The sequence below is a fragment of the Clostridioides sp. LIBA-2809 genome (assembly GCF_056688965.1).
This window is the reverse complement of record NZ_CP197004.1, coordinates 1,953,647-1,980,069: the sequence shown is the minus strand read 5'-3', so window position 1 is coordinate 1,980,069 and position 26,423 is coordinate 1,953,647. Positions and strand designations below refer to the sequence as shown.

General features: G+C 27.9%; 22 protein-coding genes and 1 other annotated feature. Of the genes, 2 read left to right on the top strand and 20 right to left on the bottom strand.

The annotated features are described in order from the left end of the window. Positions 1-8: 8 nt before the first annotated feature. From walK to gap, 17 genes are all read right to left on the bottom strand, one after another. Complete coding sequence (gene walK, locus ACTG44_RS09490) at positions 9-1,442, bottom strand: cell wall metabolism sensor histidine kinase WalK (protein WP_021384580.1); 1,434 nt, start codon at positions 1,440-1,442, stop codon at positions 9-11. 2 nt (positions 1,443-1,444) lie between these two features. Further along, the gene (walR, locus tag ACTG44_RS09485) at positions 1,445-2,143 is read right to left on the bottom strand and encodes a cell wall metabolism DNA-binding response regulator WalR (protein ID WP_021384573.1); all 699 of its coding nucleotides are present in this window, start codon (positions 2,141-2,143) and stop codon (positions 1,445-1,447) included. Positions 2,144-2,171: 28 nt separating this feature from the next. Then, positions 2,172-3,551, bottom strand: coding sequence for a hypothetical protein (locus tag ACTG44_RS09480; RefSeq protein WP_021384577.1), 1,380 nt, complete (start codon positions 3,549-3,551; stop codon positions 2,172-2,174). A 137-nt stretch (positions 3,552-3,688) separates the two neighbouring features. Continuing rightward, the gene (locus ACTG44_RS09475; protein WP_021384593.1) at positions 3,689-4,837 is read right to left on the bottom strand and encodes a THUMP domain-containing class I SAM-dependent RNA methyltransferase; all 1,149 of its coding nucleotides are present in this window, start codon (positions 4,835-4,837) and stop codon (positions 3,689-3,691) included. Positions 4,838-4,890: 53 nt separating this feature from the next. Next, positions 4,891-5,694: an ATP-dependent sacrificial sulfur transferase LarE gene (gene larE / locus ACTG44_RS09470; protein WP_021384585.1), complete on the bottom strand. Its 804-nt coding sequence runs from the start codon at positions 5,692-5,694 to the stop codon at positions 4,891-4,893. A 387-nt stretch (positions 5,695-6,081) separates the two neighbouring features. Next, positions 6,082-6,783 carry a DUF4253 domain-containing protein gene (locus ACTG44_RS09465; RefSeq protein WP_021384578.1) on the bottom strand — a complete coding sequence of 234 codons (702 nt, stop codon included), beginning with the start codon at positions 6,781-6,783 and terminating at the stop codon, positions 6,082-6,084. Between the two features lie 634 nt (positions 6,784-7,417). Next, positions 7,418-7,780, bottom strand: a complete 363-nt coding sequence (locus ACTG44_RS09460; protein ID WP_021384572.1) for an arsenate reductase family protein — start codon at positions 7,778-7,780, stop codon at positions 7,418-7,420. Between the two features lie 286 nt (positions 7,781-8,066). Continuing rightward, positions 8,067-8,738: an amino acid ABC transporter ATP-binding protein gene (locus ACTG44_RS09455; RefSeq protein ID WP_021384575.1), complete on the bottom strand. Its 672-nt coding sequence runs from the start codon at positions 8,736-8,738 to the stop codon at positions 8,067-8,069. A 31-nt stretch (positions 8,739-8,769) separates the two neighbouring features. Continuing rightward, positions 8,770-9,381: an amino acid ABC transporter permease gene (locus ACTG44_RS09450; protein ID WP_021384590.1), complete on the bottom strand. Its 612-nt coding sequence runs from the start codon at positions 9,379-9,381 to the stop codon at positions 8,770-8,772. 37 nt (positions 9,382-9,418) lie between these two features. Continuing rightward, on the bottom strand, positions 9,419-10,222 hold the full coding sequence (locus ACTG44_RS09445; protein ID WP_479920207.1) for an amino acid ABC transporter substrate-binding protein: 804 nt from the start codon (positions 10,220-10,222) through the stop codon (positions 9,419-9,421). 126 nt (positions 10,223-10,348) lie between these two features. Further along, positions 10,349-10,611: a binding site (T-box leader), on the bottom strand. A gap of 85 nt (positions 10,612-10,696) precedes the next feature. Beyond that, positions 10,697-12,004 carry a YopA family protein gene (locus ACTG44_RS09440; protein WP_479921635.1) on the bottom strand — a complete coding sequence of 436 codons (1,308 nt, stop codon included), beginning with the start codon at positions 12,002-12,004 and terminating at the stop codon, positions 10,697-10,699. A gap of 561 nt (positions 12,005-12,565) precedes the next feature. After that, positions 12,566-13,009 carry a hypothetical protein gene (locus ACTG44_RS09435; protein WP_021384520.1) on the bottom strand — a complete coding sequence of 148 codons (444 nt, stop codon included), beginning with the start codon at positions 13,007-13,009 and terminating at the stop codon, positions 12,566-12,568. A gap of 220 nt (positions 13,010-13,229) precedes the next feature. Then, positions 13,230-13,607 (bottom strand): C-GCAxxG-C-C family (seleno)protein, encoded by a 378-nt coding sequence (locus ACTG44_RS09430; protein WP_021384548.1) that lies wholly within the window; start codon positions 13,605-13,607, stop codon positions 13,230-13,232. Positions 13,608-13,722: 115 nt separating this feature from the next. After that, positions 13,723-14,217: a methylated-DNA--[protein]-cysteine S-methyltransferase gene (locus tag ACTG44_RS09425; RefSeq protein ID WP_021384502.1), complete on the bottom strand. Its 495-nt coding sequence runs from the start codon at positions 14,215-14,217 to the stop codon at positions 13,723-13,725. Between the two features lie 138 nt (positions 14,218-14,355). After that, positions 14,356-18,609 carry a 2-hydroxyacyl-CoA dehydratase gene (locus ACTG44_RS09420; protein ID WP_021384527.1) on the bottom strand — a complete coding sequence of 1,418 codons (4,254 nt, stop codon included), beginning with the start codon at positions 18,607-18,609 and terminating at the stop codon, positions 14,356-14,358. Positions 18,610-18,987: 378 nt separating this feature from the next. Next, the gene (locus tag ACTG44_RS09415; RefSeq protein WP_479921634.1) at positions 18,988-20,157 is read right to left on the bottom strand and encodes a CD0519/CD1768 family membrane protein; all 1,170 of its coding nucleotides are present in this window, start codon (positions 20,155-20,157) and stop codon (positions 18,988-18,990) included. Positions 20,158-20,540: 383 nt separating this feature from the next. Further along, positions 20,541-21,557 carry a type I glyceraldehyde-3-phosphate dehydrogenase gene (gene gap, locus ACTG44_RS09410; protein WP_021384519.1) on the bottom strand — a complete coding sequence of 339 codons (1,017 nt, stop codon included), beginning with the start codon at positions 21,555-21,557 and terminating at the stop codon, positions 20,541-20,543. Between the two features lie 944 nt (positions 21,558-22,501). Here gap and ACTG44_RS09405 point away from each other — a divergent pair. Continuing rightward, a complete protein-coding gene (locus tag ACTG44_RS09405; RefSeq protein WP_479921633.1) occupies positions 22,502-23,872 on the top strand; it encodes an MATE family efflux transporter in 1,371 nt (456 codons plus the stop codon). 140 nt (positions 23,873-24,012) lie between these two features. Here ACTG44_RS09405 and ACTG44_RS09400 read toward each other — a convergent pair whose 3' ends face one another. Both ACTG44_RS09400 and ACTG44_RS09395 read right to left on the bottom strand, forming a co-directional pair. Then, positions 24,013-24,621 (bottom strand): NUDIX hydrolase, encoded by a 609-nt coding sequence (locus ACTG44_RS09400; RefSeq protein WP_044213383.1) that lies wholly within the window; start codon positions 24,619-24,621, stop codon positions 24,013-24,015. Between the two features lie 77 nt (positions 24,622-24,698). After that, positions 24,699-25,400 (bottom strand): B3/B4 domain-containing protein, encoded by a 702-nt coding sequence (locus ACTG44_RS09395; RefSeq protein WP_021384539.1) that lies wholly within the window; start codon positions 25,398-25,400, stop codon positions 24,699-24,701. Positions 25,401-25,625: 225 nt separating this feature from the next. On the opposite strand from ACTG44_RS09395, the gene ACTG44_RS09390 reads away from it, so the two are divergent. Continuing rightward, positions 25,626-25,892 (top strand): DUF1294 domain-containing protein, encoded by a 267-nt coding sequence (locus ACTG44_RS09390; RefSeq protein ID WP_021384565.1) that lies wholly within the window; start codon positions 25,626-25,628, stop codon positions 25,890-25,892. 101 nt (positions 25,893-25,993) lie between these two features. Here ACTG44_RS09390 and ACTG44_RS09385 read toward each other — a convergent pair whose 3' ends face one another. Then, positions 25,994-26,413, bottom strand: coding sequence for a YjdF family protein (locus ACTG44_RS09385; protein ID WP_021384509.1), 420 nt, complete (start codon positions 26,411-26,413; stop codon positions 25,994-25,996). Between the last annotated feature and the right edge of the window lie 10 nt (positions 26,414-26,423).

Genomic DNA, 26,423 nt, shown 5'->3' with positions numbered 1-26,423 from the left:
CTAAGAATTTATGCTTGTTTAGCAAATTTATTTTTTATATTAAAAGTTATTTTTGTTCCAACATTCTTTTCACTTTCTATTTTCATTCTTCCACCATGAAGCTTTACAATTTCATTACTAATTGCTAAGCCTAGTCCACTACCAGCTTTATTATAATCTTCTTGGAAGAACTTATCTAATACTTTATTTAGATTTTGCTTTTCTATACCTGAGCCGTTATCTTCAACTGATATGGTCGTTATATCTTCATTTTGAGAAACTACAACTTTTATGTAACCACCTTGACTAGTAAATTTAAATGAATTCTGTATTAAATTTATAAGAACTTGTCTTAATCGGTTCTTATCACCTTGAATGTTCTCTATAAACTCATTTTCAAATTCAAACAAAAGTGCTATATCTTTTTCAGCAGCTTTAACTTTAAGTTGATTTACAACACCTACGACTAAGCCTTCAACATCAACTATATCAACATGAAGTTTTATCCTATCTGAAGAAAGTCTTGAAAAGTCTAATAACTCTTCCACAAGTTTTATAAGCCTTTCTGTTTCATCTTGTATAATACCCAGACCTAAATCTAACTCTTCTCTTGTTATACTTTCATAACCTAAGGTTTCACTCCATCCCTTTATAGATGTAAGGGGAGTCCTTAGTTCATGTGATACAGAAGATATAAATTCTTCTTTTAATTTTTCACTCTTATCAATCTCATGTGCCATATGTTCAAATGTCTGTGCCAAATCACCAATCTCATCATCTACAATTTTCATGTTTTCTAATTTTATATTATAATTTCCTACAGCTAATTCATTTGCAAATTTCTTTAATTCTCGTAATGGTTTTATAAGAGTCTCAGCAAATTTAAGACTTATTAATATAGCTATTATAAGTATAAATATTCCAGCTAATATAAGCCATGTAGCTTGTTTTAATATCGCATTATCAATAGCATCTAATGAAACTGTATATCTAACAACACCTTCTATTATATTATTTACCTTAAGTGGCAGAGAGATACTCATAACATGTTCTCCTGTATCTGGTATTCTATAAGTATATGGTGTTAAGTTTTTGGTCTTTATATCTTTTAGTGCATTATTGACATCTTCATAATTTGCTTTTTCTTTACTCTTAAAACCATATTGGTCTAATATAATATTTTTATCCTTATCTATTATTGAAATTCCAAATTCTGAGTTCTTAGTTAATGGTTGTTTATCAAATATGTTTTTTACTTTTTTCTCAAAGCTTGTAGTTTCCATTGTAATAGCATTATATTCATCAGCATATTTTATTTCAGATTCAAGTAGTTGTTTGACAGAATCATAGTAGTAGTTTTGTATATAAAACATGAACAATCCTTCAAACAGAGTAACCATTATAATAATTATTATAAAGTAGTTTTTTATTACTTTCTTTCTCAGACCTTCAAAATGTAACACTATTATTCTTCCTTTCTAAAACAGTATCCATAACCCCAAATAGTTTGTATATATTTTGGCTTTGATGGGTCATCCTCTATTTTATTTCTTATCCTTCTTATATTTACATCTACTATTTTAAAATCATACAAGTAATTAGTTCCCCAAACTTCATCTAATATTTGGTCTCTACTTAATGACTGCTTGGCATTTGATATCAGATATTTCACTATTGAAAACTCAGTTGGAGTAAGCTCAATTTCTTTTCCATTTTTAAATAACTTTCTTTTATCTATATCAAGTATAAATGGAGGAGAAACTATCTCACTTGACTTAACATTTGAATCATCCTTTGCTACTCTTCTAAGAAGAGCTGAAACCCTAACTAAAAGCTCCTTTATACTAAATGGTTTTATGATGTAATCATCTGCTCCTGAAATAAATCCTTCTATTTTATCATCCTCTTGGGCTTTAGCAGTAAGCATTATTATGCCTACTTGGTCAAAGTTTTCCCTTATAAATTTACATACCTCTATTCCACTTATATCTGGAAGCATCACATCTAAAAGAGCTATTGTAATATCACTTTCTGTTGTCATTTTTTCTATAGCTTCTCTTCCAGTACCTGCCTCAACTATCTCATAACCTTCTCTTTTTAAGTTTATACTAACAAAACTTCTAATACCAATTTCATCTTCTAGTATAAGTATCTTTTCCTTCATAAAATAAAACCTCCAATTGAGTATAATATTAACCATATATTAATGAGAAATATTCTTTTAATGCGTCTATAGTAATATCTAGCTTATCCATTCCATTTGCATCATTTATAACTAGCAAGAAAGTATATTCATCACTCTCTTGAAGTACGATAGAATTTTGAGTATTTGGATTTTTTCTATCTTCAAGTTTATTTTTACTCTCTACTACTATATTAAACAAATTCTTACGGTCTGAATAGTCAAAATAATAAAATTTAAATACTGCTTTTTCTCCAACAAATTCTTGTTCAACAAGAATTTTATCAAATAAATTATTTGGAATAAATAATTTAAAATTATATTTATAATTATAGTATATCTGACTTGTAAATATTAAGCTTGAACTGGCATCTTCTTTTCCATTCCATCTATACCAACTTATATTTGCAGATGCTTTAGAGCTATAAGTGTTTCTATTGTTACCTGCTACTATAGGTATTTCTATAATCTTATCTTTGTCAATATCATCTACAGGTATGTAATAAGATTTAGTGATAGTTTTATCATAATCACTAAAAGCCTTTTTAATTTTTCCATCTTTCATATAAAGTATCTGTGTAATATAGTTATTATCTTTTAATATAGGAATATCAAGTACAACTCCTTTTATGGCAGCAGAGGAATTTCCAATAGATGAAGCAACATTACCTAAAGTTATATATAGTTCACTCAAATTTTTCACATTTTCAAACTTAACATAATCCTTAATTTTCATACTCCCATCAAAGTTCGCAACACTTGCAAACATTTCATTAGTCTTATTATTTAAATGAAGCATCAATATGTCTAATTTGTCATCTCCATCTATATATCCAATTTTCACTTTCATATCATTAAAATCTTCTTTATTTGGAAGCCATGACGCATCCAAGTCATACTCCTTTGTTATTTCATTATCTTTTACTTTATATATATGCATATTAGTTTTGTCCTTGGATTTAATCAATAAAACGACTTCTTTATATCCATCTGAATCCAAATCATAAAAATTGGCATATTCTATTGACTCACCATTTTCTAGAAAATGGTCACCAAGTACGTATTTTTCTCCATTATAGCTTAAAGTTACAAACCCTACCTGAGTTACATTATTACTTAAATCTTCTTTTTGCTCAAATACTACTAACTCATCAACTCCATCACCATTTAAATCCACTTTATTTATTTTTCCTACTTCTTTTGCATTAGAAGGCAATATCATAGATGAGTCTGGTTTTAATAACTGGTCAATACCATCATACAATACTTTTTTTGTATCATCATAGTCAGGTATCTTTGCTAATTGTTCTGGAGACTCAGTTTTAATATTACATCCAGTAACAAATATCATCATTAGGGCTACTACAGTAATAAGTTTTAACACTTTCATTTAACTCCTCCTAATCCTATTAATCTTGAAATTTGCTCACAAAAATCTCCTCACAATAATTAGACGTTTCAAGTCGTCATAATGTTTTACTTATTTTAATAAAAATTTATATTTTTTATCCATAAATAATGTAAAAGCTATTTATTGTTTCTAGGAGGTTTAGGACCTGGATATTGGAAAAAGTTGGTTTTTAACATACCATTATACAACTTTCTTTTTTTAGCTGCTTTTTGTCCAAACTCATATTCAAAATCTTCATAAGATGTTATCAAATAATACGACCAATTTTTTAATTTTCTAAATGCATAACCAAGCTCCTTATACAATTGTTTGACACTATCTTTGTCTTCCAATCTTTCTCCATAAGGAGGATTAGTAATTATAAATCCAAACTCATCCTCACTTTTGAATTGAGTCGCATCTCCTATGTTAAATTCTATATATTCATCTACACCTGCTATTTCAGCATTTTCTCTAGCTATATCTATACATTCTTCATCTATATCATATCCATAAATCTTAAATTTAGATTCATTATCTATCTTATTAAAAGCATCTTTTCTTACATCCCACCATATTTTTTTATCAAGAGTTCTCCATTTTTCTGATATAAATTCTCTATTTAAACCAGGTGCCATATTTATACCTATCATAGCTGCTTCAATCAATATAGTACCAGAACCACACATAGGGTCCACTAAAACTCTACCTGCTTTCCATGGTGTTAAATAAATAAGCCCAGAAGCTAAAGTCTCTCTTATTGGAGCTTTATTTGCTTTTTCTCTATATCCTCTCTTGTGCAAAGCATCTCCTGTTGTATCTATAGAAATAGTTACCTTGTCTTTGTGTATAAATACAAATATAGGGTATTTCTCTTTATCTTCTTTAAGCAAACCATCTTCCAAGTAACTTTTCTTTAAACTTTCTACTATAGCTTTTTTTACTATGGCTTGTACATCTGGTGTACTGTGTAATTTTGATTTTATAGAAGAAGCTTTTGATATAGGAAATTGAGCTCCATAAGGTATATATCGAGACCAATTTATCCTTTTCGTATTTTCAAATAATTCATCAAAACTTTTTGCCTCAAATTCAGCAATTTTAAGATGAACTCTTTCAGCACATCTTAACCACATATTTGATTTTGCTATTCCAAACTCATCAGTTTTATATGTTATTCTTCCATCTTCTGTTTTTATTATTTCATATCCTAAATTAGTAATTTCTCTAGCCAGCATTTTTTCCATTCCAAAAAAACATGGCGATATTAATGTATAACTTTTCATAAAACCTCCTGTTTCCTATGTTAATTACAAAATTTATTTATTTTTTAAATAATCTACATATTTAAATTCATACTTCCCATTTTATACCCTGACATATCTAGTGTAACATATTTAAAGCCAAATATTTTTAATTTAGTATCAACTTTGCTAAAATTGTTATTTTCAAAAAATTTACCTAACTCTTCTTGACCAACTTCTATTCTAGCTATATCTCCATGCATTCTCACTCTAAATTGAGAAAAACCTAAATCAGATAAGTATTCTTCACTCTTTTCCACTATTCTTAGTTTTTCGTCTGTTATTTGAACTCCATAAGGAATTCTACTTGCAAGACATGCAAATGATGGTTTATTGAAAGTACCTAATCCTAGTTTTTTTGAAAGTGACCTAATTTCATCTTTTTTCAAACTACTCTCCTTTAATGGACTAATTACTCCTAACTCACTCAATGCTTTAAGACCAGGTCTATAATCTCCTAAGTCATCTATATTTGTTCCATCTACTATGTACTTTATATTATGTTCTTTTGCTATCTCTTTTATTTTAGAAAATATATACTTCTTACAATGGTAACATCTATCCGCACCGTTTTCTTTAAACTCTTTTAAGTCAAAGTTTTCTATATTTAATATGATATGTTTAACACCAAAATTTTTAGTATATTCTTTAGCTTCTTCAATCTCTCTACTTGAATGCATCATTGCATGTATAGTTACAGCTATAACATTTTCTCCTAATGTATCCTTTGCTACCTTAAGTAAAAAATTACTATCTACTCCACCAGAATAAGCAACTACAACACTTCCTAATTCAAGTAGTATTTCTTTTAATTTTTCTAATTTTTCTTCTTCCTTCATAAAATCCACCTCCATATCTAGAAAAATATGAACTATAAAACGATATATTATTTTTTACATTCTTAATGATTATAACATATAAAGTATTTATTTTATAAACTAGAATTATCTTTAAACACATTAATTGTAATATCAAATAATTTTTAAAATCTGTATAATTTAAACATATTACTGTAATACACTGTATATAAAAAATAAAATAGTGTAATATAGTAATATGTTTAAAAGCCATGAAGTGTAAATAGCTCATCCTCATGGCCGAATTCACGAGTTTATTTTAACATAATTGTTTTTCCATAAGTTATAATTGTAAATCACAAAAAAGATACTATCATATGAATTTTCTAAAACTTTTAATTTAATACTTATAACTCACATGTATTTGCCTTAATCCCACCAAAAAAGCCATATTGTGGAGCGTTGTAATACTTCTTTAAGAACTTTTAATGTTTCATATCCTTGTACAATAATATCTTCACAATATAGAACTAATTCAATACACAAATCATCAAATTTTTTATTATCTTCAATTGGATTTTTTGCAGAATATTGAACTGTATCACATCCAATTGCAATTGGGAATGCTCCGTATTTTTCATACCAATATTTTGCAACAGCTACATGTTCTTCATCACTAGGACAATCATTAAATCCACCAATTGGTATATATGCAAATACTTCATATGGTTTAATTGTTGGAACTTTGGCTATGTAAACTTCGTTATTTTCTTGAAATATATCTATATTTGTAATTGGGCTGAAATTTTTATAATCATAAAAAGTGTCCTCAGAACCCATTAATTCTGTTAGCAATTCTGGAATCTCACACTTTCTAGAATCGAAGAATTCATTTACATCAATTTCATTACATTTTTCTAAGCAATATTTTCTATAGTTTTCAAGAGAACCATACTCTTTATTAATCATATCTATATTTTCTCTTAATAATCCTACTTTTTCATCAATAACTATAATTGGTGTATATCCATTTTCTTTTCCATCTTCTCTCATTTTTTCAAATAAATCATCAATATCAATATCATTGTTCACAGGAACACATTCAAAACCATATAAATCTTCAATACTCATACTTATCTCCTATTCTTTTTAGATTTAATTCTTTTGAAAGTTTTCTTTTTTTGTTGTCAAGTTTTTAAATACTATTATTATTTGTAAAATTATAAGTATAGATACAGTTTATAAAATATACTTATATAAGACAAAGGTTAATTTTATTTTTTTGTATAAATAAGATGTTTTTTATGACAATTCCCTTATATAAATATAATAGCATAAAACACATGTTCATGGTTAATAATAAGTGATTTTGTAATAATTCGTTATATATTATACTATTTTAAGTAAAATAAATGATATTCTTTGTATAAGAAATAATATGTTTATTGATATGAAGTTTTTTGGATTTAAATTTGTTAAGAATAATATTTTAATATTAGCAGATATACTCAAAAGAATAAATCTTGTTGTAATACTTAGATTCTAAATGTAGTCTTCTAAAATCCCATATAAAATTGCAGGAATCAATAAATTGAAATCAGAACTTAGATTTAATAATATATTTATATAGAACCTTACATAGTTCTTCTATTCTATAGAATCTAATAACTAGATAGATATATTTGCTAATTTATATATAAAAACCAGAGTTGATGTATAAATTTATAGGTGTATCAATTATTTTAATCAATACACCTACATACTTCTAATCTTCTTTTAATAAAGTACTTTTCCAAACATCTTCTTTGAAACCCAACAGTACATTTTCACCATCAAAAAGCAACGGTCTTTTAATAAGCATTCCATCGCTCACTAATATTTCTAAAAGCTTATCATCAGATTCAGTCTTTACAATATCTTTAAGACCTAATTCTCTATATTTCATACCACTTGTATTAAAAAACTTCTTTATATCATATCCACTAATCTTGTAAATTGACTCCAATTCGTCTTTACTCGGAGGATTCTGAACCATGTCTATATCTTCAAATTCTAAATCATTTTCTTTAAGCCAATTTTTTGCTTTTCTAACGGTAGAACACTTTGTATATCCATATAATTTAATCATTGTGTTAAAAATCCTTTCTAATTTTTTATTTTTATACCCATAATTTGTATATTATAACCAATTTATATCACAATCATTCTAAGCTTTCAACATAAAAAATTATTCTATTTTAAAATGACCATTAAATTATATTAGATATTTAAATTATTCTTTTATAATATATTAAACCTACTCAATCACTCAATATTAGATTAAATTTTCAAATAAAAAAAAGGGCATAGTGTATTTATTCTACTTAGCCCCTATTTATATTATAAATGTTCCTATAACTTCCATTTATAAAGTATTAAACAATTTTTTCTTTGATTTGAACATTTTCTACTATACCATCTTTTATACTTATAATCTTATCTGCAACATTATTTGAGAAAACAACATCATGTGTAATTATTAGTATAGTCATGCCTTTATCTTTAAGTCTGTTCATTATATTGACTACCCTTTGAATAGTATCTATATCTAGTGCAGAAGTAGGTTCATCGAAACAAAGAACCTTTGGCATTAGTGCACATGACCTAGCTATTGCAACTCTCTGCTGTTGCCCTCCTGACAATTCAAATGGATAAGAGTTTAATTTATCTTCTAAATCAACTAATCTTAAAAGTTCTCTAGCCCTCTCCTCAGCCTCTTTTCTGGGAACTTTAAAAACATTAACTGGAGACTCAATTATATTTTCAAGAACTGTCATATGAGGAAATAAATTAAAGTTTTGGAAAACCATTCCTATCTTGCCTCGTATTTTTGACATATCTTTCTTGTTTTTTATTATCTCATTATCTATTATAATCTCTCCACTATCAAATTCTTCAAGACCATTTATACATCTCAATATTGTAGTTTTTCCTGCACCAGATTTGCCAAGTAAAACTCCAATCTGACCTTCTTCTAACTCAAAAGAAATATCTTTTAGTACTTTATTTTTTTTAAATGATTTATTTAAGTTTCTGATTTTCAACATATAAAAAACCTCCTCCTATAATATTGTAACTTTATCTATAATAAGAATATTTTTTTTCAAGTAATTCAAATCCCTTAGTAAGTATAGCTACAAATATAAGATATATTGCTCCTGCCTCAAATAGTGGTAATAAACTTGCTTCTCTGTTCATTGCTATTTGAGATATCCTTAAAATATCATTTAATCCTAATATATATACTAAAGATGTATCTTTTACTAATGTGATTACTTCATTTGAAATAGGTGCTAGTATTCTTTTAAAAACCTGTGGAAAGATTATTCTCTTGTACATTGTAAATTTATCAAATCCTAGTACTTTCGAAGCTTCATATTGTCCTCTATCGATTGACTGTATTCCACCTCTAAATATTTCTGCAAAATATGCTGCATAATTTAAGAAGAAAGCTACTATTCCAGCTGTAAATCTGTCAAATACAATTCCTAAAAGAGGTAAGCCATAAAATATGACTATCATTTGTAAAAGTAAAGGTGTCCCTCTCATTATTAATATATAACATTGTGTAATACCACTTATTAATTTATTTTTTGATAATCTTAAAAATGCAACTGCAATTCCCAATGGAATTGATACTATCAATGTTATACAAAACATTGCTATAACTATCTCTAACCCTTGTAACATGCCTTTAGTGCCCCCTTCTTAACAGCTAATCTATCTTTTACTTAAACCATTTATCATAAATTTTGTCAAAAGCTCCATCTTTTTTCATTTCTTTTAATGTTTCATTTATTTTCTTACAAAGTTCTGGATTTTCTTTAGAAGTAGCTACAACATAGTCTTCTAATCCAAAGTCTTCTTTTAATACTTTATATTTATCTTCACCTTTTTGACCCATATAGTATCTAATTAAAACTTCATCACCAACAACTGCACTAGTTCTACCTATCTCTAAATCTCTAAGTGCTTTATCATAAGTATCATAAAGAACTGGTGCTCCACCTTTTAAGCTATTCATAAAATCTTTATCCTTTTCTACTGCATCAAGTGCTGTTGAACCTTGTTGAGTCCCAACTTCTTTATCTTTTAAATCTGCTTTTGAATTTGCTTTTGAATCACTTAAAGTAACTATTATCTGTTTATTTTGTAAATATGGTTCTGTATATGATACTATTTTCTTTCTTTCATCTGTTATAGAATACCCATTCCATAATACATCTACAGTTTTTGAGTCATTTAATTCAGTTTCTTTCATTGACCAATCTATTGGTTGGAACTTAACTTCCATTCCAAGTCTCTTAAATGTTTCTTTAGCTAAATCTACGTCAAATCCTACAGTATCTCCCTTTTCATCCAAGAATCCCATTGGAACAAATGTATTATCAAACCCTACAATTACTTCTTTTTTTGCTTCTTTTGAAGCATCTTTGCCCTTTTCATCATCCGATTTTGAACAACCTGCCATTCCACTTACTAAACCTAACATAATTGTAAATATTCCTAATTTTTTTAATATATTTTTCATAATATTCTCCCTCGTCTTTTAAATTTTTAAATATTTTGATTATTTTTTAAAAAGTATATCTGTTGCAATATAATTCTCTGCGCGCTTAAAAAATTATATAAAAAAAACTCCCGTCTCTAGCTTCTGCTAGAGGACGGGAGTTGACTCTCGTGGTTCCACCTCTGTTCATTAATGCCTCACGACACTAACCTCTTTAAGTACAATAAAATAATTATACTCTAGCACTATAACGGGTGCAAGGATTCCGGAAAGCTCCTAATAAAGTATCTTTACTCTTTCAGAGTTCTGCTCAAAGATGTGTTCAAAGTAAAATCTATTGCTCCTCTCACCAATCGGAAACTCTCTGTTTAAGATTAACTACTTTTACTATTTCTTTTCTTAGCATTTAATGTTGTTTTGAATTGTTATTATGATATTGATTTTATAGCATAAGGCAATATCTGTCAATATATATTTTAAAATAAATATAAAAATCTAATTCCAAGGAACAACTTCTACTTCACCATAACATCTTTCTACTAATCTATTGGAATACTCACCTTTATATCCCAAAATAAAGAGTAAAACAAGCTCAATATATCTCGTTCCTATTGAGATTATATTCCAAATATCTTCAACTTCTAACACAGCTCTATGAGTTCTCCTGCTCGGATGAACTATACTATTCCTTAAATAAATCACTAAATCTACCCCATCATCAAACTTGTTTTTTATTGTATTGTCAAATATATTTAATTCATATTTTCCATATGGTATTTTGCATATATCAAGTAATAGCCTTATATTTCTAGATGCTAAATTACAATCAAAAGCTTCATCTGTAAGTATTTTATTTTGCTCCACTAGAATTACATATGATAGAGTTTCAAGTGCAATTTGTACAGATATTATATTATTTTCCATAGTAACACTTCCAAGAGATTCTATATACCAGTCAATAACACTTTTTATAGCAGAACCATAATAAAAATCTTCTAATCTTTTACACATAAGACTTATATATTTTTCCATATTATGATAATTTGAAAGTGTATCAGACCATGTTGGCACATATCTAAAGGGAGATATCTGATTTTCATTCCATATTCTATAGACTTCATTTTCACTTCTATATCCTTTGGCTAAACAAAATCCAACATATCTTCCACACATAAAACTCAACGCTGTTGATATTCTATCTAAAAGATTTATTGTATTGTTTGTTCTAAAAATTCTACCATCTTTTCTTCTAACTCTGCCTATATGAGTTATTATTGCTCCAGATTTAGATCTTAAGTCTGATTTAAGCTCTTTTCTATAATCATATCTTTTGTCTATAGTTACAACGTAATCATTTATATCAAATTCGATTCTACCTGCATATACTTTATCATTATATTTAATGAGTTTTCCAGGTATTTTATCTAGATTTATTATATTAAAATCTACATACTCAACATAAGAATTTTTAGATTTTATACAGTCATCATTGATATATCCTTCTACATTAACATCACTTAGAGTATTTATTGTTATAGAAATAATTTTATAACCGTGAACTTCAAGAATAGCATTGTCATAATCCAAAACTAAATTTTCATCTTCATTTTCTATTTCTTCAATACAACCTATCTCTGCCTTAAAACTTATAGCTATTGGAGGTGTCATTTTATAATAAATTTTCCCATTACATCTATACTTTTTATCCAAGTATATGCAAAACCGACCTTCATAGATACTAATATCTTCATTGATACCATAGCTTAAATACTCTGATGTTATAGCATCATCAATTGCTTTCATTTTTATTCCCACCTTTGCTTTTGTATAATAACATAGGGATTGTAGTTCTTTTTTATTTAGTAAAACTCAATCTATTATATAATTTAGTATATTATTTTTATTACTTATGTATCTTAATAATTTTCTATAAAAATAGCATTATTTTAGTATCATCGTTTATTTAATACATTATGTATTTTCTTTAAATTTAATTATTCCAAAACTTATATTACTTACTTGCAATTTCTACAGTTTATTACATCCTTCCTTGTAATTATAGCATAGTTTTATAATTTCATATTATCTATTTATTACCTTAGTTTTTATTCCTTTAGATATTATCACCACTATATATGTATTGTCAAAGAAAACATTTAATTTATCAAATATCTTATAACATATTACATACATCCTCATATGCAATCTATTTACTTAAGAAACTAATACTCTTATCCTTCTCTAAATAGTATTTTAAATAAAAATAGCAGTTTTAATTTATTATTTCAAAACTGCCATCAAACTGTAAATATTCTATTTTGATGTATAAAATGTCATTATTATATTAATAGACTTTTAATAATCTCAAGCCTTAATATTAGATAAGACCTCTCTTATATCCTTTTCCACTAATGGTTTCATATTATTATTATAAATACTTGTATCTGCATTACTTAATTCCATTTGTATACGATGTATAAGATTCTTTTTATACTTTGTAATCTTAGGTAATGACTTAATAAACATTCTTGATACAGAGGGTTTTTTATCTACGATGTGACTTAAAATACAATTTATATTCATTTCAATTTTATTATCAATATCCCATTGAGCATTCGCAGCTATTAATAGCAATCCTCTTGAACGAATATATGAGCTTCTATCATCAGTCATCTCTAAGAATGAGTCAAAAAAACAATATGTAATATTTGATTTCAGACTTTCATTTTCTAAAAACAAAAAAGTTTTATATGCTTCATTATGATTTTTTGAATATAATTTATTAATAAGTAAATTTATATTTTCCAATCTTCTCATCTCCCTCATGACAAACATCTATTAAAAATAAGTATAACACATCTAAAAATAGATATAAACAAGCATCTATATTAAATAAAAATCTAAGATTATTCTAAAGTCACTTAATTTTTATTTCCAAGCAATAACTATAAAATCATTATAAACCTATTAATTTAGATGTCTATAAAAAGAAGCTATCAAATAATCTATACTTGATAGCTTCTCTTTCTTATAATTCTTTTTTTAAAGTTTCCTTTAGATTATCATATGCGAAATCCATTATTTCTCTACATGCAACTAAATCTTTTTTTAAATCTATACATAATTCTGAACCATACTCTTTTCTTACTGTTGTAGTCAAATCCTTAGCATAAACTTTAGCTTTAGTAGTTTCATCTTCATGGTTTCTACCTTTTACATATCCAATTATTATATTTGAGGCATTTACTGCACCACATAAACTAGCAACTCCACAACCTGAACCTAGTCCACTTCCTAGACAAACTGGTATGTCTGTATTAAATTCCTCATTATATGCTTTTATAACTGATTCCGCACAATTAAATCCTTTTTCATGATATTTTGATGCTATAACTTTATTACACATTAAAATTCCTCCTCATCTTTGTAAATTAGAATATATTTTTTACTATTTTTGTAAAAAACACTTCTTTTTACCATTATTATATCAAAGATTAACAATAAAAACATTTTTTTCTAGATTATATATTTTTTTCTAAGTTTAACAATATCTCTTTTAAATCAGAATGATTTCCCATATATCCACCAATATTATTTTTGCCAACTACTCTATGACAAGGTATTATTATTGGAATTTTATTGCTTTTACTTGCTTGTCCTATTGCTCTTACAGATTTAGGATTGTTTATATTTTGTGCTATATCTGAATAATACAATGTCTCCCCATATGGTATTTTTAACATTTCTCTGTAAACCGATTTTTGGAATTCAGTCCCTTCAATTCGAATATCTAAATCAAATACTTTTCTTTTTCCCTTAAAGTAATCGTCTATCTGATTTATGGCTTCTTTTAAATCTTCCTTACTTCTTTTTATGTCAATTCCTTTTTTGATATATTCATCTTTTACTTTGTTAAAGTTCTCATCTCCTATATCTATACTAACTATAAAACCATCTTCACTCAATATGTACAAATTTCCTATTTCTGATTGATAAACATCATATACTAGATTCATATAACTTCCCCCCTTTACACTAGTATACATATAATTTTTTAACTAATAAAGAGTTACCCTAAAAATAGGATAACTCTTTATTTATAATTATTTAATATATAATATTTTTTAAACTTATTAACCTTTGAAATATCAATTTTATATATTTTTAAAGGCCTTAGAAAGCATAAGTTTTATTCTGTTAAGCTGATTTACCTCACTTGCAGAAGGGTCATAATCAATAGGAATTATATTTGCATTTTTATACAATCTTTTTAATTCTTTTATAGAACCTTTACCAATTATATGATTAGGTAAACATCCAAAAGGTTGCATACAGATAATATTTTCTACACCCTCATTTAATAACTCAACCATTTCGCCTGTTAAAAGCCAACCTTCTCCAGTTTGATTTCCTAGTGACACTACTGGTTCTGTATTTTTTGCAACATTTTTTATATTGCCTGGAGCATAAAATCTTTTACTTTTATCAAGTGCTTTTTTATATACCTTTTGGTATATTCCAGTTATGTATATAAATGCTTCTCCTATAATTCTACTCTTTCTACTTCCCTCTAAGTGAGTATGTTTATAAATAGTATTGAAAGCACAACTTAAGAAGAAGTTTGTAAGGTCTGGTACAACTGCTTCAGCACCTTCTCGTTCTAATATATCTACTAGATTATTATTTGCAATTGGATGGAATTTCACTAAAATTTCTCCTACCAATCCTACTTTTGGTTTTTTTACATCGAGTATTTCTAAGTTATCAAATTCCTTTACTATATCTTTTATATTTTTAGTAAATACAGAAATTTTTGCTTTGATAAGAGAAGTTTTGCATATATCAACCCATTTTTCATATAGAGCATTTGCACTTCCAGTAACTTTTTCATATGGTCTTACCCTATAAAGTACCTTCATCAATAAGTCTCCATATACAACAGACATAAAAAGTCTATTTATTAATTTCAGTGATATATTATCCATTATTCCACTATCTTCTATTCCATTTACACTAAGTGCGATTACAGGAACATCTTTGAATCCAGCATCATACATAGCTTTTCTTAAGAATCCAATATAATTCGTAGCCCTACAACCTCCACCAGTCTGAGTTATTGTAACAGAAGTGTTATTTAAATCATATTTACCAGATTTTAATGCTGTTATTAACTGTCCTACGACTATTATAGCTGGATAACATGCATCATTATTTACATATCTTAATCCCTCTTCAATTACATTACTATCTGTATCCTTTAGAACTTCTATATTATAACCACTTAAGTTTACAGCTTTTTCAAGAAATTGAAAATGTATAGGAGACATTTGTGGAGCTAATATAGTATGTTTGTTCGTTATTCGATTATTTTTAGCATATTGTATCCTATTTACCTTTATATCTCTAACATCTATATTTTTGCTTTCTCTTTCAAACATAGCTGCTTTTAAAGACCTCATTCTTATTTTAGCAGCACCTAAATTGTTGCCTTCATCAATCTTTATAATAGTATATATCTTCGATTTTTCATTAAGTATCTCTTGAACTTGGTCTGTGGTTACTGCATCCAGCCCACATCCAAATGAATTAAGTTGAACCAATTCCAAATAGTTTTTATCTCTCACAAAGCTTGCTGCTTTATACAATCTTGAATGATATACCCATTGATCTACAACCCTAAGAGGTCTTTGTATAGTTGCTAAGTGACATATAGAATCTTCAGTAAGTACTGCCATATCTAATGAGTTTATAAGTTCCGGCATGCCGTGGTTTATTTCTGGGTCTATATGATATGGTCTACCACATAACACAATCCCCTTCATATTTCTTTCTTTTATTTCTTTAAGTGCTCTTTCTCCCGTAGCTTGCATCTCCATTTTAAATGAATTTTGTTCATCAGTAGCCTTATCAACTGCATTATTAATTTCTTCTTTAGTTATCTTTATATCAGAAAAACTTCTTGATAATTCTTCATATAGTCTCTTTTTCAATTTTTCCTTATCATTTAGACTTATAAATGGATTTATGTAGTTTATGTTCTTATTTCTTATATTTTCTACATTGTTTTTTATTACTTCAGAATATGATATTACCACAGGACAATTATAATAATTATCTGCACTTGAATCCTCTTTATTTTCATTTGTTACGCTTGGATAAAATATATTTTTTATACCTTTTTCAATCAAGTTTTCTATATGTCCATGAACTAATTTCCCTGGATAGCAAACTGTTTCAGAAGCTATACTAGTTATACCAGTTTCATATAATCGTTTTGACGACCTATCAGAAAGCACAACTCTAAATCCCATAGTATTGAAAAAAGTAAACCAAAACGGATAATCTTCATACATATTTAACACTCTTGGTATACCTATCTCTCCGTTTTTTGCTTCTTCTTTTTCCAGTGGTTTATATCTAAAAATCCTATCATATTTGTACTTAAATAAATTTATTGGTTTTTTCTTTTCTAGTCCTATTTTTTTATCACCATAGATAGCTTCACCTTTTTCACATCTATTTCCTGAAATAAAAATTTCATTATCAGAAAACTTGTTTATAGTAAGAAGACAATGATTCGAGCATCCTTTGCATCTAGTTACACTTGATTCTAATCTTATATTATTCAATTCTTCCTTAGATAATAAAGATGTTTGATACCCACTTTCATACTTTTCTTTTGCTATAAGTGCTGAACCAAAAGCACCCATAATTCCTGAAATATTAGGTCTGATTACATTTTTTCCAATTAGTTTTTCAAAACTTCTAAGCACCAAATCATTATAAAATGTTCCACCCTGTACAACAATATTTCTACCAATTTCATTCAAATCTCTAATTTTTATTACTTTAAATAAAGCATTTTTTATTACAGAATAAGATAGCCCTGCTGATATATCTCCAATACTTGCCCCTTCTTTTTGAGATTGCTTTACTCTAGAATTCATAAACACAGTGCATCTTGAACCTAAATCTACAGGATTTTGAGAATAAATACCTTCCTGTGCAAATTCTTCTATTGTCATAGATAAAGAAGTTGCAAATGTCTCTAAAAATGAACCACAACCCGAAGAACAAGCCTCATTCAGTATTATATTGTCAATTACTCCATCTTTTATTTTTAAGCATTTCATATCTTGGCCACCAATATCAAGTATAAAATCTACATCTTTATTGAAAAATTTAGCAGCTTTATAATGTGCTATAGTCTCTATTTCTCCATTGTCTATTTTCAGTGCTTTCTTAATAAGAGCTTCTCCATAGCCAGTTACAGTTGAACTCAATATTTTAATGTCTTTTGGTAAGATATCATATATTTCGTTTATAACCTTAATAGTCGTTTTTAATGGATTTCCTTCATTACTATTGTAATAAGAATATACAAGTCTTCCATCTTCATCAATAAGAGCTGCTTTAGTAGTGGTGGAACCTGCATCAATTCCTAAATAACAATTACTTTTGATTGAATTTATATCCACATAATTTATTTTTTCTTTTTCATGTCTTCTTGAAAATTCTTCGTACTCATTTTTATCTTTAAATAAAGGCTCTAATAAATTTACTTCTCCATCTTCGATATTCTTTATATTATCTAGCTTTTCTATTAGAGATTCTAGTTCTATGCTATCCTCATCTACTGATAATAATCCTGCTCCAATAGCAATATAAAGTTGTGCATCTTCTGGAAAAATTATATTTTCATCTTTTAAATCTAATACTCTTTTAAATGCTTCTCTAAGCTCAGATAAAAAGTATAATGGGCCACCTAAAAAGGCTACATTCCCCTCTATTTTTCTTCCACAAGAAAGAACGCTTACTGTTTGTACGACAACTGCATTAAAGATACTCATAGCTATATCAGTCTGCTTAGCTCCATCATTTATAAGAGGTTGAATATCTGTTTTAGCAAAAACACCACATCTTGAAGCTATTGGATATATAACATTGTACTCTTTTGCTAATTCATTTAATCCACTTGCATCTGTCTTTAAAAGTGATGCCATTTGGTCTATAAATGCTCCTGTACCACCTGCACATATCCCATTCATTCTTTGGTCTATTCCTCCACTTAGATATGTTATTTTTGCATCTTCACCTCCAAGCTCTATAACAACATCAGTTTCAGGATGGAAATACTCTATTGATTTTGTACTAGATATGACTTCCTGAACAAATTTTACTCCTAGTTTTTTCGATATTCCAATTCCACCTGAGCCAGTTATTACAATTTTAGTATTTATATTTCCCAATTTTTCATATATACCATTTAGTACTTCTTTAACCGATTTTTTCACATCAGAATAATGTCTTCTATATTCTTTATGAATTATATTATTACTATTATTAAGTACCACAACCTTCACCGTTGTAGAACCTACATCAATTCCTATATGAAATAATTCATCCATTGTACCCCTCCATACTTATATGCTTTTTTAATTTTTGTAAGTTCTATGGCTTTATTTTAAGTAAGTTATTCTATAATCTTTATGACTAATATTTTTATTTTATGATTGTTTTATTAATCAAGCTTACTCTACTAGGTAATTCCTAATCCTAACCTTAAATTTTAAATAAGAACATATAGTTAGTGTACTAAATTTTGTCATAAATTTCTACAGATTTTTGTTACTTTTTACATAAATATAACTTAACTCTAATATAGACTTAACATTTATATATTATAAATTATCTTCATTCATCAAAAAATGGTTGCCAGTGTACAAGCCTTCTTGTACACTGGCAACCATTTTTTTGTATATTATCTTTTGTTTAATTAATTATATTTATCCTACGAGCATGAATATAAAGTGGGCAGCAGCTCCTGCACATAAACCACCTATTGTATGAGAAAGAATCGCTTTACCTGCTAACTGTCTAGCATTTAATGCATCCATCATACCAATGTGTGTACTTAAGTATCCACTCCAACACATACCCATAGCTGTAAATACTGCTATATCATTAGGAGTTATAGCACCTGATTTTATAAATTCTGGAACTAAAGACATTGCTGCTCCAACAGCTCCCAATGAAGTTATAGGGAAAGCTATTGCTTCTGGTGATGTAAATCCGAATAATGGCTCTAATATAAATCCAAGTTTATCTCCAATAACTGGAAGTAATTTTATTCCTTCGTATGCAGCTCCTGTATAAACCTCTTGACCTGTAACAGGGTCTGTAGATGGTCCAAAAGTTAGCAACATGACTAATGTACATACTACTAGGACACCTGGTATTATAGCCATTCCCATATCTACTCCCATTTTACCACCCTCAAGAATTGCATCTAAAGCTCTTTGGAACACATTTCCTTCTCTGATTTCTCTAAACTCAGCTTTTTTCTCTAATGTTCCTGCTGCTTTATCTTCCTCTGGATTGTATTTATAAAACTTCTTAGTAAATGTCAACATTATTCTAACACTTATTATACTACCTATGACTGCACCTAGATTACCAATTAACGCTGGAAGTACATATTCTGTACCTTGAGAAATCATAAATGTTGTTAAGATAAGTCCCATACCAAAAGCTGTTCCTAAATTACATAATGCTGGAACTTGGTATTTTTTAAAGTACTGTGTGAATGTTTTATCTTTAGCAAAAGGTATAATAGCTGGATTATCTGATAAATAAGTTGTTATAGCTCCTGCTATACTAGCACCAGGCAACCCATATAAAGGCTTCATAAATATAGCGAAAATTTTATTAATTAATGCTATTACCCCAAACTCTGAAAGTAGCGCGCTTAATGCACCTGCAAGAACTGCCATAGCCATAATTAAGAAAACTGTCTCTAATAGTAAAGCATGTGCTGTACTCATTATTACTTTGAACATCATTCCTGCTCCCATAATACTACCAACATACCCAAAACCAACTACTAGTAATATTAAGAAAACAAAAGTTTCCATGCTTACTGCCTTAACCTGTCTCCTGTCTGTTAACTTCTCCATTTTGAATCATCCCTTCTTTTTCTTTTGTTGTAAAGTTTAACAAAACCTTTTCTCTTTTTAATTATACTTATAAATATTACTGTTTGCAACTTTATTTGTCATTTTTTTATCATGATTAAAATGAAAATCAGTATTTTAATAATAAAAATTTTTCAGATTTATGCAAGTTTTCGACATCTTATCCTTCATTTTAGAAAAAGTATGATTCCTTACTAATTATACACAAGTTACTCTAACGACCTAATATCCACCTATAAGTTGTAACTTGTATCTTTTACAGGAAACAAAAAAGATTATGAAAAAATTTTTCCTTCAATATTTTTCATAATCTTTTTTCTTAGTTTTATAGAATTTTTTTCAAATTTTTTTCAAAAAGTTATGTATTATTGTAATTTTTCAGCTATATATTTTACTAAATCAACTGTTCTTGATGAATATCCCCATTCATTATCATACCATGAAACTACTTTAACCATATTATCTTCTATAGCCATTGTGGATAGAGCATCTATAATAGACGACCTAGAATCTCCTCTAAAGTCTATAGAAACAAGTGGCTTGTCACAATATCCTAAAACTCCTTTTAATTCTCCTTCAGCAGCATCTTTTAATGCAGAATTTACTTCTTCAACTGTAACGTTTTCTTTAAGTTCGCACACTAAATCAACAAGTGAAACTGTTGGTGTTGGCACTCTAAGTGAAAAACCATTTAATTTTCCTTCTAATTGTGGTAATACTCTTGACACAGCTTTTGCTGCTCCTGTAGTGGTAGGTATTATAGATTCAGCCGCCGCTCTTGCTCTTCTCAAGTCTTTATGGCTCTTATCTAATATTCTTTGATCGTTAGTATATGAATGTACTGTAGTCATTAGACCTTTTACTATACCAAATTTTTCGTCCAATACTTTAGCAAATGGTGCTAGACAATTTGTAGTACAAGATGCATTTGAAATTATATTGTGTTTTTCATTATCATATTGTTCTTCATTAACTCCGATAACTATAGTTATATCTTCATTTTTTCCTGGAGCTGTTATAATTACTTTTTTTGCTCCTGCTTTAATATGTTTTTCTGCCTTTTCTCTTTGTGTAAATAACCCTGTTGATTCTATTACTATATCAACCCCAAGTTCCTTCCATGGTAATTCTTCTGGGTCATTATATCTTAATATTTTTATTTCTTTAGAATTTACTACTAAAGTATCTTCATCTTTTGCTTCTACTTCACCTCTAAAAGTTCCATAGCATGAATCATATGTAAATAAATGTGCCAAAGACTCTGTTGTTGCTCTTGCGTTTATGGCTACAATTTCTATATTATCTCCTAATTCTTCTTGAGCTATTCTTAATACAGCTCTTCCTATTCTTCCAAATCCGTTCATTCCTACCTTAATTTTCATTATGAAATGTCTCCCTCCATTACTATGTTTTTACATGATTATTGTACACTAAATAAATCATTTGTTCAATACTTTTTCTTGATTAAATAATTAAATTCTATGTTTTTTTATTGTCAAAAGAGAATTAGTGTATCATTTTTATCTATTCTAACCCTCATTTAGTATATACTTTTTATCATGCGAGGTCTGAAGTCATTTATTTTACTCAATGTCCCTTGGGACATATTTCGCCATCTTTTTTTTGAATTTTTAAACTATCTTTATATTTAAAAATATAGTACATTTATGATAAGACAAGATTGATAAAAATTATTTTAGGAAATAATTTGCTTTATGCAAGCTTTTATTAAAGTTACAAAAAATTGTATTGGTTTACTTATATAGGATTTGTTGACCCTATATTTGACATACAAGCTATTTTATCTCCTTAAAAATAGAATGTATAAAGATAGAACTGAGAATACAAGTTCAATGAAGTTATCAGAAATACTAGAAAAGGACAAGTATAACTTGAAAATTGTAAAATACGTACGCCAAATCACGTATTGACAAGTTGATTCTAGTCAAATATAATGATTGTGTATAAAAAGTAAAAATGAAAGGGTGAGTACAATGAGATTATTTGGTAAATTTTGCATTGAAAATAGCTCCGAACAGCTGTATATTATAAAACATTGTACGGAGCCTAATATGATATAAAAATTCATGAAATGGTAATTCTTCTCAAGAAAAATTGATTCTGAGTTTATTTTGAGTTTTCATATTACTTTTTCATAGGTATATTATTGTGTGAAAAAGGCTATAGACAATGTTTTGTCTATAGCCTTTTGTTATTTGAATGCGAATACTAATATCGCACAAAGCAGAGGGTACACTTTTTAAGTGCTTATCTCTCTGCTTTTTTTAGTAAGAAAAAACATAAAAATGTTAGGAGGAAGAAAAATATGAAAATAGAAGAACATGATTTAACAACAGGAAATGTGACAAAGAAACTAATTCTATTTGCTCTTCCACTTCTGCTAGCAAACCTACTTCAATCTTTTTATAGCATTGTGGATATGTTAGTAGTTGGAAGAATTGTGGGAGAAACAGGACTCGCTGCTATTAGCAATGCTTCAATGATTAGCTTTATAATAAATTCTATTTGCATTGGTGTCACAATGGGTGGAACTGTACTGATAGCACAATATAAAGGAGCTAATAACGAAAGAGAGCAAAGTGAAACTATAGGCACATTATTTTCAATATCTTTTATTTCCACTATTATTGTTACCATTATAAGTTTACTTATTTATAAACCACTTTTCGGTATTTTAAATGTTCCTGATGATGCTATACAAGATGCTTGTGATTACATGAATATTATCTGTTATGGAACAGTTTTTGTTTTTGGTTACAATTCAATTTGCTCCATTATGAAAGGATTTGGAGATTCAAAAAGCCCATTGTATTTTGTGGGAATAGCTACGATTACAAATATCATTTTAGATTTGCTTTTGGTTGGGCCATTTAAAATGGGAACAAAAGGAGCAGCATACGCTACCATTTTTTCACAAGGAATTTCGCTAATAATTTCTATTATTCACTTAAAACATAAAAATTTTGTTTTTGACTTTAAAATACGAAATTTTTCAATAAAGTTAGATAAATTAAGTGCCATTTTGAAAGTTGGTTTGCCTACTGTTATTCAGATGGTCATAGTAAATGTTTCTTATCTTTTAATTACAGGTATGTTAAATAACTTTGGTGTTTCAGTCGCTGCTGCGTCTGGAGTCGGCTTAAAAATAAATACATTTGCTGGTATGCCATGCTGGGCAATTGGGCAGGCGGTTACTGCTATGGTAGGTCAAAACATGGGAGCTAGAAATATTGAACGAGTAAAAAAAATAACAAAAACAGGTATTTATCTTAATATTTTTATTACACTTGAAGTTGTGATTTTGGTGCAAATATTGGCAGAACCGATTGTTATGTTGTTTGAACCCAAAAACATTTATGTCATTAGAGATGGTATTTTATATCTACGAATTTGTTGTTCTATAAATAGCCTATTTTATGCAGTAATGTATACTCTTGATTCCTTTGCTATAGGAATTGGTTCTGCTAATGTAGCAATGATAAATGCTATTTTAGATGCTGCTGTAGTCCGTCTTCCTATTAGTTGGCTATTAGCATTTGGATTTAATTTTGGATTTATGGGTGTATATTTTGGACAAGCTCTTTCTCCTGTTTTACCAATGATAATTGGACTAGTTTATTTTATGAGAAAATCTTGGATACACAAAAAACTAATTAATATAAAAGCTAATCAATAACTTCAAAATTGTGTAAAGCTAAGAAAGTAGAAAAATTATCAACTTTCTATTTTCTTAGCCTCTTTAGTATAATTAGCCATAACTTCCATAAAGATTAACCTTAATAATTTACTCATCTATATAATCTCTTGTCTACATAGTTATTCAAATAATTTAGTTCCTAAACTTACAAACATTTGTAAAATTAAAAATGCTTTTGTGTCTATCTTATGATTGCTCTGTAAAATCTCTTTTGCTTCTTCCTGTGAAACTAAAAGCGCCTCAATCTCTTCATCTGGTTCTAAAAATTCATCTGTTATATCACCATCACATATACAATAGACAAATGCAACAGATTCATCACTCATTCCAGGTGATAAATATACCTTATCACTACTCTTATTCTTTTGAATTTCTAAAAGGGCAAGTCCTGTTTCTTCTCTAAGTTCTCTTTCAACAGAAATATCTATAGATTCGCCCTCATCAACAAGTCCTGCTGGTAATTCATATATATAGTCATTTATAGGTACTCTAAATTGTTTTATTAAAATCAGTTTTTTACTACTTTTATGAAGTGCAACTATTACAACTGCATCTGCAGTATCTTCTTCATTCTTTAAATAGATACGTTCTAGCTCTTCATTACTTTTTCTTGATGCTACCATCCAGACCTTATCTTCGTTCAACTTATTCTTATACTCAATTTCAAAAAGTCCTATAAACTTACTTTCAATCAAGGGATTTACATTCTTTATTATAGTTTTTTTCAAATTTACTACGACCTCTCTTTTTTAATACATTAAGTAAATATAAATATAATACCTTAACAAATATTTAATTTATATTATTATATTTCCATCTCTGGATTATCTTTATCTACAAAACCTATTTTAATCTCACAATCAAAAATTTCTTTTAACAACTTAGCTAATTCTTCTCTTGCAGCCATTACTTTATCTAAATTAGCATCAGTAAAACCATCTATAGGGAAAAATATATTTTTTGAACTATTAGTTATTTTTCCTTCCTCTCCTTGTCTCCATATCCATCTTCTAGTTTTTACCATATCTCCAACAGAATAAATTAATTCTCCTTCTTCCATTAATTCAACATCATTTTCTCCAAATGGAACAAATTTATCCCCTTTTTTTGAAAATCTAACATACACATCATCATTTCTAAAGTCCATATCATGAGCACCCATTGGAAGTAAATATTTTAAAGAAATAGAATTTCCTAAATCTACAATAGGATTTATATGAGGAAGTTTCTTATTCTTAGCAACTCTTGTTGTCATTGCTTCTATTGAACTCATAAATTTGTTTGGGTTCATTCCCAAGCTTCTAAAGGCTTCTCTATATGGTATGATTTCTTCTGATTCTTTCACTTTTTTATCTTTAAAGTAATCTTCTACTCTATCTATACTTATATCTAAAAGATTACTTATTCTTTCAATTTCTTTAGTATTATCTATCCCTTTTGCTACTACTACCCCAAAACATACATTTTCTAATTTATCAAAGACTTCTTTTTCTACTATAAATTTCATTTTGTCTTATCCTCCTGTTATTTACATTATTTTCTAAGTAAATTTTATCACTTTATGTCTTATAAATATACCCCCTATTTATCAATTGTTTAAGTTTTTTAAATTTTCCAATTAATATTATATTTACTCTTCCCAAATAGCTTATATGTACTAATTACAAATTTAGCTTTTAAAAACATGACTCTTACTTTATAATGTATAATATATTTTTATGGAGGTTAGATTATGAAAAATTTTATTTTGATATATTTTATGGTTATTAATTTTATTGCTTTCTTTTCAATGTATGTAGATAAAAAAAGAGCAATTAAAAATGAATGGAGAATAAAAGAAGCCACTCTTATTTCTATGGCGGTAATTGGAGGCAGTATAGGTTCTATAACTGGTATGTATTCTTTTAGACATAAAACTAAGCATATTAAATTTACGCTTGGTATACCATTTATAATATTTCTACAATTATTATTAATATATTTTTGTATTTTAAAGTAATTGGAATACAAAATTTTATTTTTCCAATAAATTAAGGTGTATGAAACTTTTGATTTCATACACCTTTTTCTAGCAATTCATAAAAATACATATAATTAAAATTAATGGCCTTTATGTTTGGCTTTTCTCTTTTCTTGTTTCAAATTAAAAAGTCTTTCTTTTTCTTCTTCTTTCCTATCTTTAGCTAGAATTTTTTTATCCTGCTTTCTTTCTTCATATTGAAGCTTAAGAGCATTTTGAGCCTTAGTCCCTATGGTTTCTTTTTCTTGTTCTTTTTTTACTATTCTCTGCATTCTTTTGTATCCAATTTTGTCATTGTTTACATTCTTTTCTAACTTAATACTACCAAAATCTAACGAGAAAAATCTTTCAAGTATAAATTCATATACTTCTACCTCTTTAGGCTCTGCTCCAAAAACTACTCTACATGCTTCATATTTTTTACCATCTTGTCTTTCAAATACACCTATCCAAAATGGTTCTTCAAATAAGACTGTCAATTTTCCACTAATCTTTTCCATTGCTAGTTCC